The following is a 15,649-nucleotide window of genomic DNA, read 5'->3' on the forward strand; positions in this document are numbered from 1 at the left end:
AAAAGGGCCTTGCGGCCCTTTTAGATGTTGTTCAGAAATTACTCTTCTGTCTCTTGGCCGCTGCGGTTCAAAAGGAATTGGACAAGCATTGAGACAGGACGGCCCGTTGAGCCTTTCGCTGCGCCTGATTTCCAAGCAGTACCTGCGATATCGACGTGTGCCCAGTTGTACTTCTTAGCAAACTTAGACAAGAAGCAACCCGCAGTGATAGTACCAGCAGGACGACCACCGATGTTTGCCATATCAGCAAACGGGCTCTTCAATTGCTCGTGGTATTCGTCTGCCATTGGTAGACGCCATGCACGGTCACTTGCTTGCTCAGAAGCATTTACTAGCTCATGAGAAAGTGGGTTGTGGTTAGAGATTACGCCGCTAATATGGTGACCTAGTGCGATAACACAAGCACCAGTTAGCGTTGCAACGTCTACTACACAGTCTGGTTCGAAACGCTCTACGTAAGTCAGTGCGTCACAAAGAACAAGACGACCTTCCGCATCCGTGTTTAGAACTTCTACGGTTTGACCTGACATGGTTGTTAGGATATCACCTGGACGGTAAGCGTTGCTGCCTGGCATGTTTTCACAGCCTGCTAGAACACCAATAACGTTAATTGGTAGGTTTAGCTTCGCTAGCGCTTTCATTGTACCGAATACAGACGCAGCACCACACATGTCGTACTTCATCTCATCCATACCTTCACCAGGTTTTAGAGAGATACCGCCTGAATCGAACGTTAGACCTTTACCGACTAGTACGATAGGTTTTGCTTCTGACTCTGGGTTACCTTTGTATTCGATAATCGACATCATTGATTCGTTCTTCGAACCACGACCTACTGCTAGGTAAGATGTCATGCCCAGTTTTTCCATCTCTTGCTCACCAATGATCTTGGTGGTTACTGTTTCGTAATCGTCAGCAAGGCGACGTGCTTGAGAAGCAAGGTACGCTGGGTTTGCGATGTTTGGTGGCATGTTGCCAAGATCTTTTGATGCTTTCACACCAGATGCTATAGCTAGACCGTGAGTGATTGCTTTCTCACCTAGGTTTAGTTCACGACGCGTTGGTACGTTGAATACTAGCTTACGCAGTGGACGACGAGTTTCTGGCTTAACGCTCTTGAACTGATCGAATGTGTAAAGACCATCTTTAGTCGCTTCTACTGCCTGGCGAACTTTCCAGTAAGTATCACGACCCTTAACGTGTAGTTCAGTTAGGAAACATACTGCTTCCATAGAACCTGTTTCGTTAAGTGTGCTGATCGTCTTTTGAATGATTTCCTTGTACTGGCGCTCGCCTAGCTCACGTTCTTTACCACAACCTACGAGTAGAACGCGCTCTGACAAAACACCTGGTACTTGATGCAGTAGCAGCATCTGACCAGGTTTACCCTCTAGATCACCACGGCGAAGTAGTGAACTGATGTAACCGTCACTGATTTTATCAAGTTGCTCGGCTACTGGAGAAAGGCGACGTGGTTCAAACACACCAACAACGATACATGCGCTACGTTGTTTCTCTGGACTGCCACTTTTAACACTGAACTCCATGCGTACTCCTACATCCTGAAGACAAATTGCTCTAAATGTTAGATAATGATCGCTTACTTGTTGAATTTAAGCTCAGGTCTTACCAACAGAGCTGATTTAAGCGCTAACATCTAGTTTATAATTTTTAAAAAAATAAATGGTTCAACGGGAAACTATAGTGATTCGACCAAAAAAACAAGTTTTGTATAGGTAATTTCAGCGTGATTATTGTTAGATATTTGATCCGCGAAACACTCAAGAGCCAATTTGCGATTTTCTTCGTGCTTTTTTTGGTGTTTGTGAGCCAGAAGTTTATCAGTGTTCTTGCTGATGCTTCGGACGGGGATATTCCTGCTGGGTTAATTTTCTCAGTTGTTGGTTTAAACATGCCAGCAATGGGGCTATTAATGCTGCCATTAAGTTTGTACATCGGCATATTGATCACATTTGGTCGTTTATATGCGGAAAGTGAAATCGTGGTGATGAACGCGACGGGTATCGGGAATAAGTTCCTGGTACAAGCTGCGTTGTACTTGGCGATCATCACATCGGGTGTGGCAGCGTTCAATGCATTATGGCTATCGCCTTGGTCACAAGACCGTGTTGAGCAACTTTATGAGCAAGTCGCGGCAGAAAACAGTGTCGACTTATTGAAGAAAGGTCAGTTCCAAGGCACGCCAGATGGTTCTTCGGTTGTCTTTATTGATGACATCAAAGACAGCACGTTAAGTAATGTGTTTGTAGCACAGATGCGTCCGCGTGATTCCATCTTACCAAGCGTGATGTTTTCCTCTTCTGGTGAAGTAAAAGAACTGTCGGATGGACGTCAGATCATCACAATGCATGAAGGTACGCGCTATGAAGGTGTGCCGACTCGTGTTGAATACATGGTTACTAAGTTCGATCAGTACGAAGGTTTGATTGGTCAGCGTGAAGTGAAGCAAAAAGGTCGCGATTGGGAAGCGTACCCAACGGCAGACTTGATTGGTCACCCAGATCCTGAAGCGCAGGCTGAGCTGCAATGGCGTATCTCGTTGTTCGTGTGTATTCCACTATTAACGATGCTGGTTATTCCTTTGTCGGCAGTGAACCCGCGCCAGGGACGCTTTGCTAAAATGGGACCGGCTATCTTGATTTACTTGGCGTACTTCCTTGCGATTAGTGCAACGAAATCCGCACTAGAAGATGGTGCTATTCCTGCTGCTATTGGTATGTGGCCAATTAATGCCATGTTATTGATTGTCGCTATCTTGGCTAACATGATGGACAGTGTTCCAGCTCGACGAATTAAAGACAAATTCCGCAAGAAGAGGCTCGCGTAAGCTGTGTTCAAACTCTTAGACCTTTACATCGGTAGAACGATCATCTCTACCACAGCCTTGGTTCTGGCGACTTTCGTCGGCTTGTCGGGCATCATCAAGTACGTAGAACAGTTGCGTAAAGTTGGTCGTGGTGCTTACGACCTAATGCACGCGCTTTACTTTGTTTTGCTGAGTATTCCTCGCGATATCGAAATGTTCTTCCCAATGGCGGCGCTGCTGGGAGCCTTGATTGGTTTGGGCATGCTTGCTTCAAGTTCTGAACTTGTGGTTATGCAAGCGGCGGGTTTCTCTAAGTTGGATATCGGCTTATCAGTACTTAAAACCGCAGTACCTTTAATGCTTATCGTTATGACGCTTGGTCAATGGGGCGCACCAGAGGCGCAAAAGATGGCGCGTGACCTACGTGCATTTGCTCTATCTGGCGGTAGTATTGTGTCGGTGCGGGCTGGGGTATGGGCTCGTGATGCCAACGACTTCATCTTTATCGGTAAAGTGGAAGATGACAAACTCTACGGCTTGAACATGTGGCGTTTCGATGAAGATAAGAACTTAGACAAAGTTATCTTCGCAGAAGAAGTCGACTACCAACAAGATAACAATTGGTTGATGCGTTATGTGCAAATCACCGATATGGAAAATGAAAACGTCATTACCAAGCGCGATTTAGAGCAGATGGAATGGCACACCTCATTAGCACCAGATAAGTTGGCGGTGGTAACGGTGAAACCAGAAGAGCTTTCTTTAAGTGGCTTATATGACTATGTGACCTATTTGAAAGCCTCGGAACAAGATGCTTCGCGTTATGAACTCGCATTTTGGCGCAAGCTATCTCAACCACTCTCTATTGCGGTGATGATGTTGATGGCGTTGTCGTTTGTTTTCGGTCCATTGCGTAGTGTCACCATGGGTGCAAGGGTGCTCTCAGGGGTAGTTGCAGGTTTTACCTTCTACATATCCAGTGAGTTCTTTGGACCTCTGACCTTGGTATATGGCATTCCGCCAGTGTTCGGCGCATTAGCCCCTAGCTTAGTGTTCCTAGCAATTGCGGTATCCTTGCTAAGAAGAAAGCTGTAGGTTTTCAAAAGCGATAAACATAAAAAAGGAAGGCACTGTGCCTTCCTTTTTCTATTCTGCTTGCGCGGTTTCGCTATTTTGCTTTCGGCAAGACAACGACTTCGGTTTTTGCCCAAATGTCGTGGAAGCCACGTTTTTGTGGGTCGATTGGCACAGTCAAGTTAGCCAAACCAAAGCCCGACGTACCTAAACGAATTAAAGCCTGAGTAACTGTAATTGGCGCACCATCCTTACTGTTACGAATTTGCATTTTCCAAGCTCGCATGCCTAGTGTTTGTCCTGCGCGGGTCCAGAAGAATACAAAGAAGTAGATCCACACCACAGCCAGGTACAGCGTGAACAATGGGCTTAGAACTGGATGCTTTCCTAGCATATCTGCTGCATCCACATATTCCCCATAACTCAGCAAGCCTGCCGCATTAAGCGCAAAAACAATCGCCATTACTACGCCTGCTGCCATCATCTCAATCGCTAGGATGATCAGCGTGTCGTAAAACAATGCTGCGAGTCGACGGAAAAAGCCCGCTGGTGGAAGAGTTGTAGAAGTCGTCATAATTCCATCACTTACCTTTAAAATTGTGCGTCAGAATATAGATTCCATTAGCTTGTGAAAAGAGAGCTAACGCACAGAGTCTTCAATTGTGGGCAAATCACAAGTTTGAATACGACTCTATCGCTAATCAACTATCCAACAAAGTAACCGAGTTCAAACTTCCTATCATGCAATCTGTGAAAGCATCAAACATGGGTTACTTTGCTTAGAACACAAGATTACGAATGACGTGATAGAGGTACAAGATGATCGTAATTACAGGCGCGAGCAGTGGCTTAGGTGCGCAGTTAGCTAAGTTGTATGATGCTCAAGGCGAAGAAACACTGTTAACTGGTCGCAGCGAAAAGAAGTTAAATACGCTTGCTCAACACCTCTCGAGTAAAGCTAAGGTAAGAAGTTGCGATCTTATCGACGCATCTCAAGTCGAGAAGTTATTTGATGAGTTGCCTCAAGTGCCTTCAACTCTGATTCATTGTGCGGGAAGTGGTTATTTTGGTTTGTTAGCCGAGCAAGACCCACAAGAGATTCAAAAGCTGATTGAAAACAATCTCACTTCAGCAATTCATGTCTTAAGAGAGTTGGTAAAGCGTTATCAAGATCAGCCGGTAAATGTTGTGATGGTGATGTCGACAGCGGCACAACAGCCTAAGGCACAAGAATCGACCTACTGTGCGGTGAAGTGGGCTGTCAAAGGTTTGATTGAATCCGTTCGTATGGAATTAAAAGGCAAACCAATGAAAATTATCGCAGTGTATCCTGGAGGTATGGCGACTGAGTTTTGGGAGACGAGTGGCAAGTCTTTAGACACCAGTAGTTTTATGAGCGCAGGTGATGCAGCGCGGATGATTCATGGTGCGCTATCTAATATCGGTAATGGTTACGTTTCGGATATTACCGTTAACCGTTTATAGGACTGAATGGTGGTATTGCAACAAAGCAAAACGGCAGACTGAGCTAAGATGAGATCTTCTTTGTCACACTTTGTGGCGAAATTATCAGCAAACGATAGTTATTTAAGGTTTTTCTGCTTGCGCAGGTCAAAAGCTTACGTATAATGCCAACCATCAAAGGGCAATAGCCCAGAGATGCCGGTGTGGTGAAATTGGTATACACGACGGATTCAAAATCCGTTGCCTTCGGGCGTGGCGGTTCAAGTCCGCCCACCGGTACCATATTCCAAGACAGAGCCTCGACGAAAGTCGGGGCTTTGTTGTATCTGAGGTTTGTGAATTCAAATCCAGCATGATGATCAAGGTGGTAGTTAGCGGGATTATGTCCCTAAAAACTGACGCATTTCAGGCTAACAAAAAGCCTCGACACTATCGAGGCTTGGTTATTTGTTGGAATCTTATCACGCGGGATTAAAGAGGAGCGGCTCGATAGTCGACGTTAATTGGTCCATTTAACTTGGCATCAATTTGGCTATTGTGCGCTGCTATCGTTAGATTGACCTCAAGATGCAGCGAGCTTTTATCCGGATCTAATGGCTCTTCGTTTAAACCAATCATCATTTTAAGTTGCATGTCCAATTGGGCATGAAGTTCCATTGTGCCATCTTCTTTATTGTACAAATTGAACGTGGATGTTGGGTCGCCTATTGGCGTGATGCCTTGTTCATTCATTAAAGAGATAAGGACGCTTGCAAACAACTCTTGGTTAGCAAAGTAGCTTACGCCTGTCGGCATTTTACTGATGTCATCTAATGTTGAATCTTCATTGCGACTGATTTGAGCACCATCAACTAGATAAGTTGCGCGATCAAAGTCTTTCTCAAACTGCTCACTGCGTTTTTCATCCACTTTTGCGGCGATTTCTTTGAGTGCATTGGTGACGGCTGTGGGGTTAGTCAGCGTGACATATTGTTTGGTTTGCGCAGCAACAGGCTCTTGAGTAAGCCCACAATCGTCAAGATTTAAGTGGTTGTCATTGGCTTGCATCGTCAAAAAAGCAGAAGCAAACTCAGGATCTGATGCTGAAATCTCACCAGCACCAATACCCTGTCCATAGTAACTAACCCAATCATTTAAACGTTGCGATGCTTTGTCACTACCATGTGCGCGTTTATCTAACTCTGTAATTAGTGCATCAAGCAGTGTTTCAGTTCGACACAGTTTAGTCAGTGTTAACAACTGCTCTTCATGTGGAATATCGGCTTGCTCTAGGTCATCCATTACTTGCATTTTGAATCCTGGAGAGTTGAGCAATTGGACCAGTTCTTTGCTGGTTGGATGATTAAGAATAGAGTTGAGTAAATCGCTGGCTTGAGTCTGAGATAAGCCTTGCGTTAATTCAGACACGATATGTTGCTGGTAACCACTCTTGTCGTCAGCGCCAAGCTTTTGCTTATCGACATCAGCTAAGTCAAATTGCGCGCGTAGCATGATCTTTTGCGCACAATTATCGAGGTTGTGAAGTACTTGATAATGATCTTTCTGATTGAATGCATCCGCTACTTGGTTGAAGTCTTCTTGAATACCTTGTGGAAGACGATGTATGTCATCAACAACGGTTTGGGCGATCTCAGCAATTTCTCGTTGAGTCAATTGATGATGTTGTTTGTCGCATGCCTCGTGAAGCAAACCTTCAAATTGTTTTCCTGCTGCATTATTTGGAGCCAACCATTGCTCGTGGTCGTTGTTAGCAAGTAATTTTTGAGCGCCATTTGGAGAGGCAATAAAATCATGAACGGCTTGGGCATTGAAAGCGGTCATGGTCTTGCTGATGGCATTCGCCTCACCAACAATGGTCTGGATGACTTTTCCGCTTAACGGCTTACTACCGGAGGTAATATCTAACTTAGAAGCTAGATGTGAGGTGATATCACTTCCGTACTCTTTCTGTAATGAGTTGAGAAAGAGCCCCATGGTTTGAAGGTTAAGATTGGATTGAGTTTGAGTGTGCTTTGCAAAAGGAGAAAGCGTTTTGCCTTCAAAACGACCACTTTTTAAAGTGACCTCTCCTTGATTGTTTTGATTGGCAACCACAGTATTATTTTTAGCAACACTAAGAAACTGTTGTAGTTGTATAGCCATATCGGTATCTCTATAAATTCTTGAGGAAAATTAAACGCAGATAGCAGTATTGAGCATGCTATTTTTAGGGGGCGAGTCCTCTTGGGTACTCTCTAGCAAATGACGGCATTTCTCTGTTTGACTGATGAAACACGACAGTGCGCTTTCTAGGTCAAACACAGTACAAAGACCAGCATCCACGCTGTATGTCAAAACGATACTCGCTGTGTGAGTTTCAAGGCTTAGAGACATATTGAGTTCTTTATATAAGGCTTTATTGAACTGCATTAAGCTTGATAGTTGTTTTATGCCTTGTTGGGAACTTAATGGTCCTACTAGCGATGTCAGGATCAGCCGTTCACGTTTAGGGTCCAACTCGATGTCTAGTAAAAGAGTTTCATCAACCATCAAAGTACAATGCCCGTCTTCGTTGGGTTGGAGTGTGTCGATGCCTAGGTCTGTAACTAATTCTTGAAATAATTGCTCAATTAATGTGCTCACGTCAGCAGTCTCAATGGTTTATTTAGTTGATGGCAATGTATAAGAGCTGTGTCGAGAAATCTGTCAATGACGGTTGTGATGTTTTAGGTTACTAAGAGGATTAAATAGTTAATGATATGAAATTTAAATGATTATTATCATGGTTTTTAAGCTTCTAAATAGCGAGGTTGATAATAAATTCCTTGTTTTTAATTTAATGTTTCAATTGAATAAATATGAAAATTGTAAATATATACTTAGCTTTGTCTTTTCCTGTCTAATTCCTATTTTTATGTAATTACTCCTTTGTTTTATATTGAAAGTGAGATCTTGTTCATACTCAATGCAACCGGTTGCGCTTTTTTGTGTTGGTTATTTTTGCTACAGTTTTTGTAGTTCGAAATTTACACAATGGGAGCAAGGCTATGAAAAAGATCCTCTTATGCTGCAGTGCTGGAATGTCGACCAGTATGCTAGTGAAGAAAATGGAGCAAGCTGCTGAAAAGCAAGGGCTTGAGTGTAAGATTGATGCACTGTCAGTTAATGCGTTTGATGAGGTAATTAAAGAGTACGATGTCTGTCTGTTAGGTCCGCAAGTGCGATTTCAGTTAGAGGAGTTGCGCAAAACAGCACAGGAACATGGTAAGAATATTGATGCAATCTCTCCACAAGCCTACGGGATGATGAAAGGAGAAGAAGTACTCCAGCAAGCTTTAGAACTTATTAACTAATTCAATAATTTTAAATAGAAATAAGAGTTGCCACTAAATATCAATATTTGGTGTGGGATTCTTTTGTCTGAAAATAAGGATGGATTCTATGAAGCTCTATGATGCGATTATAGGAATAGTCGAAAAACATATAGCCCCAATTGCAGCGAAAGTAGGTAATCAGCCTCATGTCAGAGCAATGAGAGACGGATTTATTGTGGCAATGCCGTTTATTATTGTTGGTAGTTTTATCTTAATTTTTGCTTTCCCACCATTTGCTGAAGACACGACGTTTGCACTAGGACGAATTTGGTTGGATTTTGCGACCACGCATTTCGATACCATTATGATGCCCTTCAATATGTCGATGGGCATCATGACCATATTTGTCTCGCTTGGCGTCGCCTATAGTTTGGCGAAAGCGTACAAGATGGACGGTATCACCAGCTCCGTATTGTCTTTGATGTGTTTTTTGCTGGTAGCTGCACCTGCAAAAGACGGAGCGCTTGCTATGAAACATATGGGGGGGACCGGGATCTTTACAGCGGTAATGTGCGCCTTCTTTGCTGTTGAGCTATACCGCTTCATGAAAAAACACAACATTACTATCCGCATGCCAGAACAAGTACCACCTGCGATTGCTCGCTCTTTCGAAGTTCTTCTTCCGGTACTGGCTGTATTTCTAACACTGTACCCATTAAGTATCTTTGTTCAAACCCAATATGACATGTTGATCCCTGATGCAGTGATGGCGATGTTTAAGCCATTGATCAGTGCTTCCAACACCTTACCAGCAATTATCGGTGCATTGCTTGTGTGTCAGCTACTTTGGTTTGCTGGTATTCATGGTGCCGCAATTGTGGTTGGTTTATTGTCTCCAATCTTCCTAACCAACATCAGTGCCAACATTGACGCGTTTGTCGCGGGTCAACCAATTCCAAACGTATTCACTCAACCATTCTGGGATTTCTACATCTTTATTGGTGGTTCGGGCGCAACGCTTGCCCTTGTTATGTTGATGTCATTTAGCCGCTCTGCTCACCTAAAGAGTATTGGTCGCATGAGTGCGGTACCTGGTTTTTTCCAAATTAATGAACCTGTGATTTTTGGTAGCCCAGTCGTAATGAACCCAATTCTATTCATTCCATTTGTGTTTGCACCAATCGTCAACGCAACCATTGCTTACTTTGCAGTACAACTCGGCTTTGTTGGTATGGGGGTTGCGACCACGCCATGGACGACTCCGGCGTTAATTGGTGCCTCATGGGGGAGCGGTTGGACATTCTCACCTGTGCTGTTGGTGATTGGGCTTCTGATTCTTGATCTCTTCATTTATCTGCCGTTCTTCAAGATGTTTGAAAAGCAGGTTATGGAACAAGAGTTACCTATGAGCAAAGAAAGTAAAGACGCTGAACAGCCATCAGGCGAGGGCGTGACAGCTTAATCATGATTTGGCTGTCGCTTGGCAGCCTTCATTTCCGGAGAGAAGAAATGGAACAAGAACTAGTCGTAATGGAAATTATCTGTAATGCAGGTGAAGCCAGGAGTTTGAGCTACGAAGCGTTGCGTCTATCGAGAGAGAAAGATTTTACCGCCGCAGAGGAAAAGCTTTCTCAAGCAAAAGAGTGCATTAACAAAGCGCATCTGATTCAAACCCAATTGATTGAAGAAGATCAGGGGGAGGGCAAAGTGCCAATGACTCTTGTTATGGTACACGCACAAGACCACTTAATGACAACCATCTTAGCGCAAGAAATGGCAGTGGAAATCGTTGCGTTGAACAAGCAGTTAGCAGCGAGATAAGGACGGTACGATGCCAAGAAATGCAATCAAACTCGCCATTATAGGTGGTGGAAGCAGTTATACCCCAGAGCTTGTTGAGGGGGTAATTAAGCGTTTGGAGTTCTTGCCTGTAAAACAGATGCACTTTGTCGATATTGAATCAGGTGCGGAGAAATTAGAGATCATCAAAGGCTTGGCACAACGGATGATTGATAAAGCAGGAGCTGACATTGAAATCAAAGCCGGCTTTGATCGTCGTGAAGCGATAAAAGATGCAGATTTTGTAATGACTCAATTTCGCGTTGGCGGACTAACGGCACGAGCGAATGATGAGCGAATTCCAATCAAGTATGACGTTATCGGTCAGGAAACCACGGGTCCCGGAGGTTTTGCAAAAGCGCTGCGCACTATTCCTGTTATTCTCGATATCTGTAAGGACATTGAAGAACTTTCTCCACACGCGTGGATGTTGAACTTTACTAACCCTGCAGGTTTGGTATCAGAAGCGGTCAGTAAATACTCCAACGTAAAAAGTATAGGTTTGTGCAACGTTCCTGTATCTATGGAGATGATGATTGCCGAAATGATGGATTGCGAGCCAAAAGAGCTTCAGCTTGAGTTTGCTGGTTTAAACCATCTTGTTTGGGTGCTCAAGGCTTGGTTGAAAGGAGAAGACGTTACGCAAACCGTTCTGGAAAAAGTTGGGGATGGTGCCAACTTCAGCATGAAAAATATATGGGAAGAGCCGTGGGATCCTGCGTTTCTTAAAGCGCTTGGAGCCATACCTTGTCCGTATCATCGTTATTTCTATCAAACAGATGCGATGCTAGCGGAAGAAAAGCAGAGTGCAGGAGAGCAAGGGACACGTGCTGAGCAGGTGATGGAAACAGAAAGCGCATTATTTAAGCTTTACCAAGATCCTAATTTAGACCACAAGCCAAAGGAATTGGAAGAGCGAGGCGGTGCTTACTATTCTGACGCGTCGTTGAATCTCGTGGATGCAATTTACAACAATCGTAACAGTATTCATGTAGTGAACGTGCTAAACAATGGTGCTATCAATGGCTTACCGGATAGCGCGGTGATTGAATGCAGTGCAGTGATCGGCAGTTGGGGAGCGAAGCCGCTGGCAGTTGGTGAGCTGTCTAGCAATATCAAAGGACTACTTCATCAGGTCAAAGCTTATGAACAGCTCGCTATTGAAGCTGCAGTTGAAGGAAGCTACGAAAAAGCGTTAATGGCGTTAACCAATAATCCGCTTGTTCCTGATATCGGACGGGCTAAGTCCATTTTGGATGAGATATTAGAAGTAAACGCCGCGTATCTGCCTCAATTTAAATTGACGACTTTGTAAAGTAAGGAACCGCACCAATGAAAGTGATCTTTAACGCAGATGATTTCGGTTTAACTCCGGGTGTGAACAAGGGAATTATCAAAGCCCATCAACAGGGTGTGGTTCAGTCTACAACAATGATGGTGGGAATGGATGCAGAGCGGCACGCGATTGAATTAGCAAAGCAGAACCCAAATTTGAACGTTGGTGTGCACCTTCGTTTTACTACCGGTATTCCTTTAACGGGACATCCAAATCTTACTCGTGGTCAAACTCAGTTTGTTAGTTACGATGAGCTATGGAAGATACAAGATTTCGAAGAAGGGGTGGTCTATCAAGAAGCGGTGGCCCAGGTGGAAGCATTTCTTAAATTGGGTCTACCACTAAGTCATTTAGATAGTCACCACCATGCGCATACACATCCACAGCTGCTTCCGGTGATTCGAAAGGTTGCTCAGAAATACAAAGTACCTTTGCGTGGTAGCGGTTTGTGCCACATAGAGAACAGTGTGAAGTATTACTTTACTGCTGAGTTCTATGATAAAGGGGTTAGTTTGGAAGGCATTATGAAGCATTTATTGAGTTTGAAAGCTCAATATGACGTAGTTGAAGTGATGTGTCACCCGGCGGAAGCGGACCAATCTCTATTGTCGAAAAGTAGCTACGCCCAACAAAGAGAGGTGGAACTTCAAGTCCTGACTTCTCCCGTTTTTAAACAAGAACTTGCTCAGCATGGTATGGCAATCACGGATTACTCTGCTCTCGTTTCTTCAAGTGGAGTCGCCAGTGTATGATTAAGGCTGTCAGCATCGCCCCCTATACACCTTACGATTTGCTGGCAGCCACTTTTCGCTAAGTCATGATTAACAAAACAGGAAGTTGGATTAAGCAGCATTATGGCAAGGATTAAAGATGTAGCCGAACTCGCAGGAGTAAATCGCTCAACGGTTTCTCGTATCATTAATGGAGAAGGGAAGTTCCGAGAAGAAACGAGAAAGAAAGTCGAAGCTGCGATGGCAGAGCTCAACTATCGCCCAAGTGCAATCGCGCGTTCACTCGCGACCTCTTCTAGTAATATGGTTGGCCTTTTGGTGACGTACTACACGGGTGGGTTCTTTGGTGAAATGATGGAACAAGTGCAGACTGAGTTGGATATGCACAAGAAGTTCCTCATCACGGCACAAGGACATCATTCAGCGGAAGGGGAGCGAGAGGCAATTCAGCGTTTTAATGATTTGCGCTGTGATGGTTATGTGCTCCATAGTCGTTATCTTTCTGATGATGATTTGAGAGAACTTGCCAAACTACCAACACCATTTGTACTGCTCGATCGGTATGTTGAGGGTATTGAAGAACGCTGTGTGACCTTTAACCATCATCACGCGAGCCGAATGGCTGTTGAGCATTTAATCGCTGGTGGCCATCAAAAAATAGTTTGCATCGCTGGTCCCTCTCAACGCCAAAACAGTTTGTTGAGAAAGCGAGGTTATATTGATGCAGTGAAAACGGTGGGGATAGACATCGATGAGAGTTGGTGTGAAGAAGGAAACTACGGTCGTCAAAGTGGGTACGATGCAATGGCTGCTCTTTATAGAAGGCATCCCGATTTGACCGCAGTGTTCTCATGCAGTGAAGAAATGACCGTGGGTGCCATGCAGTTTCTTCATGAGCATCGTATCTCCGTACCGAAGCAAATCTCATTGGTGAGCTTCGACAGTGTGGATTTGTGTGAAAGTTTGTACCCAACTGTGTCAGCGGTACATTTCCCGATCAGTGATATGGCCAGAGTAGCGGTGCAAACGTTGATAGGCTTAATAAAAGAGCAACCATTGATGACTCAACCCGAATTTGAAGCGCAATTAAAGCTGCGCAAAGCCGACCGAATAATTACTTAGTTTCCCTTTCTTATCGACCTGGTTAGTGCAACTTTGTTGACGACATGCACAGAGGTGCTTGATGCATCCTCCTTATTGATGAATTCATTTACAAAATTGACTACTATTATAGGCTTATCAGGAAAACCGAATCAGTAGTGGAAAAGTGGCAGCAATTAAACTTACAGTGGATCGTATTCAGCCCGGGTTACATATCCGTCTTCCGCTAAAGTGGAATGATCACCCATTCCTACTCAATAGCTTCAAAATCAAAGACCAAGAACAAGTTGAGATGATTCGTCATCTTGGTGTGAAGTTCGTTTATTTCAATCCCGAGCAAAGCGATGCGTCTCCTTTACCTGCAAATCAACCTCAGGTCGAAGTAACGCAAGACAATACATTAGATCTTGAAGCGCAAAAGCTTTGGAAAGAAAAGCAAAAACGCATAGAAAAGTTAAGCGCGTATCGACGCCGTGTCATTCAATGTGAAAAAGAGTTTGAGCGTTCACTTGCGAGAATGCGTTCAGTGATGACCAAAATTCGCAACCGCCCTGTCGATGCAGTAGGGGAGGCACAACAACTGATCGATGACATCGTTGATAAGTTAATGTGTGATGACAATGTGACACTGCACTTAATGAACGGTAAAAACGAGTTTGAAGATATCTACTTCCACTCCCTTAATGTTGCGGTAATCGCGATGATGATTGGACGTGCGAAGGGGTATTCAGCGGAGCAACTTAAAGCGCTTTCTTTTGCTGCTTTGTTCCATGATATGGGCAAAATCAAAATTCCAACCGCTATATTAAGGAAGCAAGTCCCACTCACTGAACCAGAAAGCAATTATCTAAAGCTACATACTAAGTATGGCTTGGATATGGCTAATCAAATTGAAGACTTTCCTGACAGTGCAAAAACAGTGATAGCGCAACATCATGAATTGCGTGATGGCTCTGGCTATCCTGAAGGTTTGAAGGGAGATGAGATTGATGAACTCGCTCAAGTGATTATCGTTGCGAATGCTTTTGATAATTTATGTCACACCTCGATTGCTGCTGAACAAAAAATTCCATATACGGCGCTTTCCCACCTCTATAAGAATTGCAAACACTTATATAAAGAAGAGAACCTCAACATCCTTATTAAGTTTATGGGGGTGTTCCCACCGGGAACAGTGGTTCAGCTCTCCAATAATATGGTGGGATTGGTTATCTCTGTTAATGCGTCCCACTTATTATTTCCAAATGTACTGGTCTATGACCCAGCAGTTCCAAGAACTCAAGCGCCAATCATTGACCTTGCATCAAAGGACATAAAGATAGTTAATGCGATTCATCCGTCTAAATTGCCGGAGAAAATCAAAGAATACCTTAATCCACGTTCACGCATTTCTTATTTCTTCGATAGTGATGAGTAGTTATCCACAGCTTTTTGTGGGTAAATTGTAGAAATCCTGAGTGTTATTTCTGGGTAATTTTAAGGTTGGATGGAAAGTATCCATTTGGCATGTTTTTTTAGAAAAAATGCATTTTTAGTATTGCCAAAGAAAATCTTCTCCCTATAATGCGCATCCATCGACACGGCAGACGCCACAAGGCTTCAGCAGGGTCGGAGAGGTAAAAAGCTTCTACGAAAAATTAGTTGAAAAAAGTGTTTGACACTCTCAATTATCTCGCTAGAATGCACCTCCGCTTTGAGAGAAAAACTTCTCGATAAGCAAGCTCTTTAACAATATAGACCTATCAATCTGTGTGGGCACTCGTTGATGATAATCCAATTAGGTATTTCTTTCTTAACGGAAAGCGGTATCAAATTAGGTTTCAATGAAACGAAGTGACCATTGAATCGAAAGATTCAGCACAGTCAATTCATTATCGTTCTGTTGGAACGATAATAGCTTTAAAATTACATTAGTAGTTTTGAAGTCAGTATTCATTGAGCCTCTCCCTATTTATTTAGGGAATCAAAAACTTTAAATTGAAGA

General features: G+C 43.7%; 14 protein-coding genes and 1 tRNA gene. 11 read left to right on the forward strand and 4 right to left on the reverse strand.

Translation table 11 applies throughout. From position 1 onward, the window contains the following. Positions 1 to 38 precede the first annotated feature (38 nt). On the reverse strand, positions 39 to 1,547 hold the full coding sequence (gene pepA, locus ABMY42_RS23555; RefSeq protein ID WP_005432840.1) for a leucyl aminopeptidase: 1,509 nt from the start codon (positions 1,545 to 1,547) through the stop codon (positions 39 to 41). Positions 1,548 to 1,747: 200 nt separating this feature from the next. On the opposite strand from pepA, the gene lptF reads away from it, so the two are divergent. Together lptF and lptG are read left to right on the forward strand one after the other, a co-directional pair. Then, a complete protein-coding gene (gene lptF / locus ABMY42_RS23560) occupies positions 1,748 to 2,848 on the forward strand; it encodes an LPS export ABC transporter permease LptF (protein ID WP_005448809.1) in 1,101 nt (366 codons plus the stop codon). A 3-nt stretch (positions 2,849 to 2,851) separates the two neighbouring features. Beyond that, on the forward strand, positions 2,852 to 3,922 hold the full coding sequence (gene lptG / locus ABMY42_RS23565) for an LPS export ABC transporter permease LptG (RefSeq protein ID WP_005441983.1): 1,071 nt from the start codon (positions 2,852 to 2,854) through the stop codon (positions 3,920 to 3,922). Positions 3,923 to 3,995: 73 nt separating this feature from the next. Here lptG and ABMY42_RS23570 read toward each other — a convergent pair whose 3' ends face one another. Beyond that, complete coding sequence (locus ABMY42_RS23570; RefSeq protein ID WP_005448808.1) at positions 3,996 to 4,475, reverse strand: RDD family protein; 480 nt, start codon at positions 4,473 to 4,475, stop codon at positions 3,996 to 3,998. Positions 4,476 to 4,720: 245 nt separating this feature from the next. Here ABMY42_RS23570 and ABMY42_RS23575 point away from each other — a divergent pair, with 245 nt between their 5' ends. Then, positions 4,721 to 5,386, forward strand: a complete 666-nt coding sequence (locus ABMY42_RS23575; protein ID WP_009703097.1) for an SDR family NAD(P)-dependent oxidoreductase — start codon at positions 4,721 to 4,723, stop codon at positions 5,384 to 5,386. A 176-nt stretch (positions 5,387 to 5,562) separates the two neighbouring features. Further along, positions 5,563 to 5,647: transfer RNA gene (locus ABMY42_RS23580), tRNA-Leu, on the forward strand. Positions 5,648 to 5,836: 189 nt separating this feature from the next. Here ABMY42_RS23580 and ABMY42_RS23585 read toward each other — a convergent pair. Together ABMY42_RS23585 and ABMY42_RS23590 are read right to left on the reverse strand one after the other, a co-directional pair. Continuing rightward, positions 5,837 to 7,507, reverse strand: a complete 1,671-nt coding sequence (locus tag ABMY42_RS23585; RefSeq protein ID WP_349266856.1) for a hypothetical protein — start codon at positions 7,505 to 7,507, stop codon at positions 5,837 to 5,839. Between the two features lie 30 nt (positions 7,508 to 7,537). Beyond that, on the reverse strand, positions 7,538 to 7,987 hold the full coding sequence (locus tag ABMY42_RS23590) for a type III secretion system chaperone (RefSeq protein WP_005448805.1): 450 nt from the start codon (positions 7,985 to 7,987) through the stop codon (positions 7,538 to 7,540). Positions 7,988 to 8,391: 404 nt separating this feature from the next. On the opposite strand from ABMY42_RS23590, the gene ABMY42_RS23595 reads away from it, so the two are divergent. From ABMY42_RS23595 to ABMY42_RS23625, 7 genes are all read left to right on the forward strand, one after another. Beyond that, a complete protein-coding gene (locus ABMY42_RS23595) occupies positions 8,392 to 8,697 on the forward strand; it encodes a PTS sugar transporter subunit IIB (protein WP_349266857.1) in 306 nt (101 codons plus the stop codon). 88 nt (positions 8,698 to 8,785) lie between these two features. Then, on the forward strand, positions 8,786 to 10,120 hold the full coding sequence (locus ABMY42_RS23600) for a PTS sugar transporter subunit IIC (RefSeq protein ID WP_349266858.1): 1,335 nt from the start codon (positions 8,786 to 8,788) through the stop codon (positions 10,118 to 10,120). A 47-nt stretch (positions 10,121 to 10,167) separates the two neighbouring features. Beyond that, entirely contained in the window at positions 10,168 to 10,479 is a 312-nt protein-coding gene (locus ABMY42_RS23605; RefSeq protein ID WP_005448800.1) for a PTS lactose/cellobiose transporter subunit IIA, read from the forward strand. 10 nt (positions 10,480 to 10,489) lie between these two features. Then, positions 10,490 to 11,812 carry a 6-phospho-beta-glucosidase gene (locus ABMY42_RS23610; protein WP_017187878.1) on the forward strand — a complete coding sequence of 441 codons (1,323 nt, stop codon included), beginning with the start codon at positions 10,490 to 10,492 and terminating at the stop codon, positions 11,810 to 11,812. A 17-nt stretch (positions 11,813 to 11,829) separates the two neighbouring features. Further along, positions 11,830 to 12,585, forward strand: coding sequence for a chitin disaccharide deacetylase (gene chbG, locus ABMY42_RS23615; protein ID WP_349266859.1), 756 nt, complete (start codon positions 11,830 to 11,832; stop codon positions 12,583 to 12,585). A 102-nt stretch (positions 12,586 to 12,687) separates the two neighbouring features. Continuing rightward, a complete protein-coding gene (locus ABMY42_RS23620) occupies positions 12,688 to 13,686 on the forward strand; it encodes a LacI family DNA-binding transcriptional regulator (RefSeq protein ID WP_349266860.1) in 999 nt (332 codons plus the stop codon). 145 nt (positions 13,687 to 13,831) lie between these two features. Beyond that, positions 13,832 to 15,082, forward strand: a complete 1,251-nt coding sequence (locus tag ABMY42_RS23625) for an HD-GYP domain-containing protein (protein ID WP_009698789.1) — start codon at positions 13,832 to 13,834, stop codon at positions 15,080 to 15,082. Positions 15,083 to 15,649: the final 567 nt, after the last annotated feature.

It is taken from the genome of Vibrio sp. SSH13-20, assembly GCF_040104475.1.
In the GTDB taxonomy this organism is placed as follows: Bacteria; Pseudomonadota; Gammaproteobacteria; order Enterobacterales; family Vibrionaceae; genus Vibrio; species Vibrio harveyi.

What these genes read in the sequence shown, in the direction of transcription:
- pepA (WP_005432840.1), bottom strand. Translation starts at nt 1,547, where the DNA reads ATGGAGTTCAGTGTTAAAAGTGGCAGTCCAGAGAAACAACGTAGCGCA.
- ABMY42_RS23570 (WP_005448808.1), bottom strand. Translation starts at nt 4,475, where the DNA reads ATGACGACTTCTACAACTCTTCCACCAGCGGGCTTTTTCCGTCGACTC.
- ABMY42_RS23575 (WP_009703097.1), top strand. Translation starts at nt 4,721, where the DNA reads ATGATCGTAATTACAGGCGCGAGCAGTGGCTTAGGTGCGCAGTTAGCT.
- ABMY42_RS23585 (WP_349266856.1), bottom strand. Translation starts at nt 7,507, where the DNA reads ATGGCTATACAACTACAACAGTTTCTTAGTGTTGCTAAAAATAATACT.
- ABMY42_RS23595 (WP_349266857.1), top strand. Translation starts at nt 8,392, where the DNA reads ATGAAAAAGATCCTCTTATGCTGCAGTGCTGGAATGTCGACCAGTATG.
- ABMY42_RS23600 (WP_349266858.1), top strand. Translation starts at nt 8,786, where the DNA reads ATGAAGCTCTATGATGCGATTATAGGAATAGTCGAAAAACATATAGCC.
- ABMY42_RS23605 (WP_005448800.1), top strand. Translation starts at nt 10,168, where the DNA reads ATGGAACAAGAACTAGTCGTAATGGAAATTATCTGTAATGCAGGTGAA.
- ABMY42_RS23610 (WP_017187878.1), top strand. Translation starts at nt 10,490, where the DNA reads ATGCCAAGAAATGCAATCAAACTCGCCATTATAGGTGGTGGAAGCAGT.
- chbG (WP_349266859.1), top strand. Translation starts at nt 11,830, where the DNA reads ATGAAAGTGATCTTTAACGCAGATGATTTCGGTTTAACTCCGGGTGTG.
- ABMY42_RS23620 (WP_349266860.1), top strand. Translation starts at nt 12,688, where the DNA reads ATGGCAAGGATTAAAGATGTAGCCGAACTCGCAGGAGTAAATCGCTCA.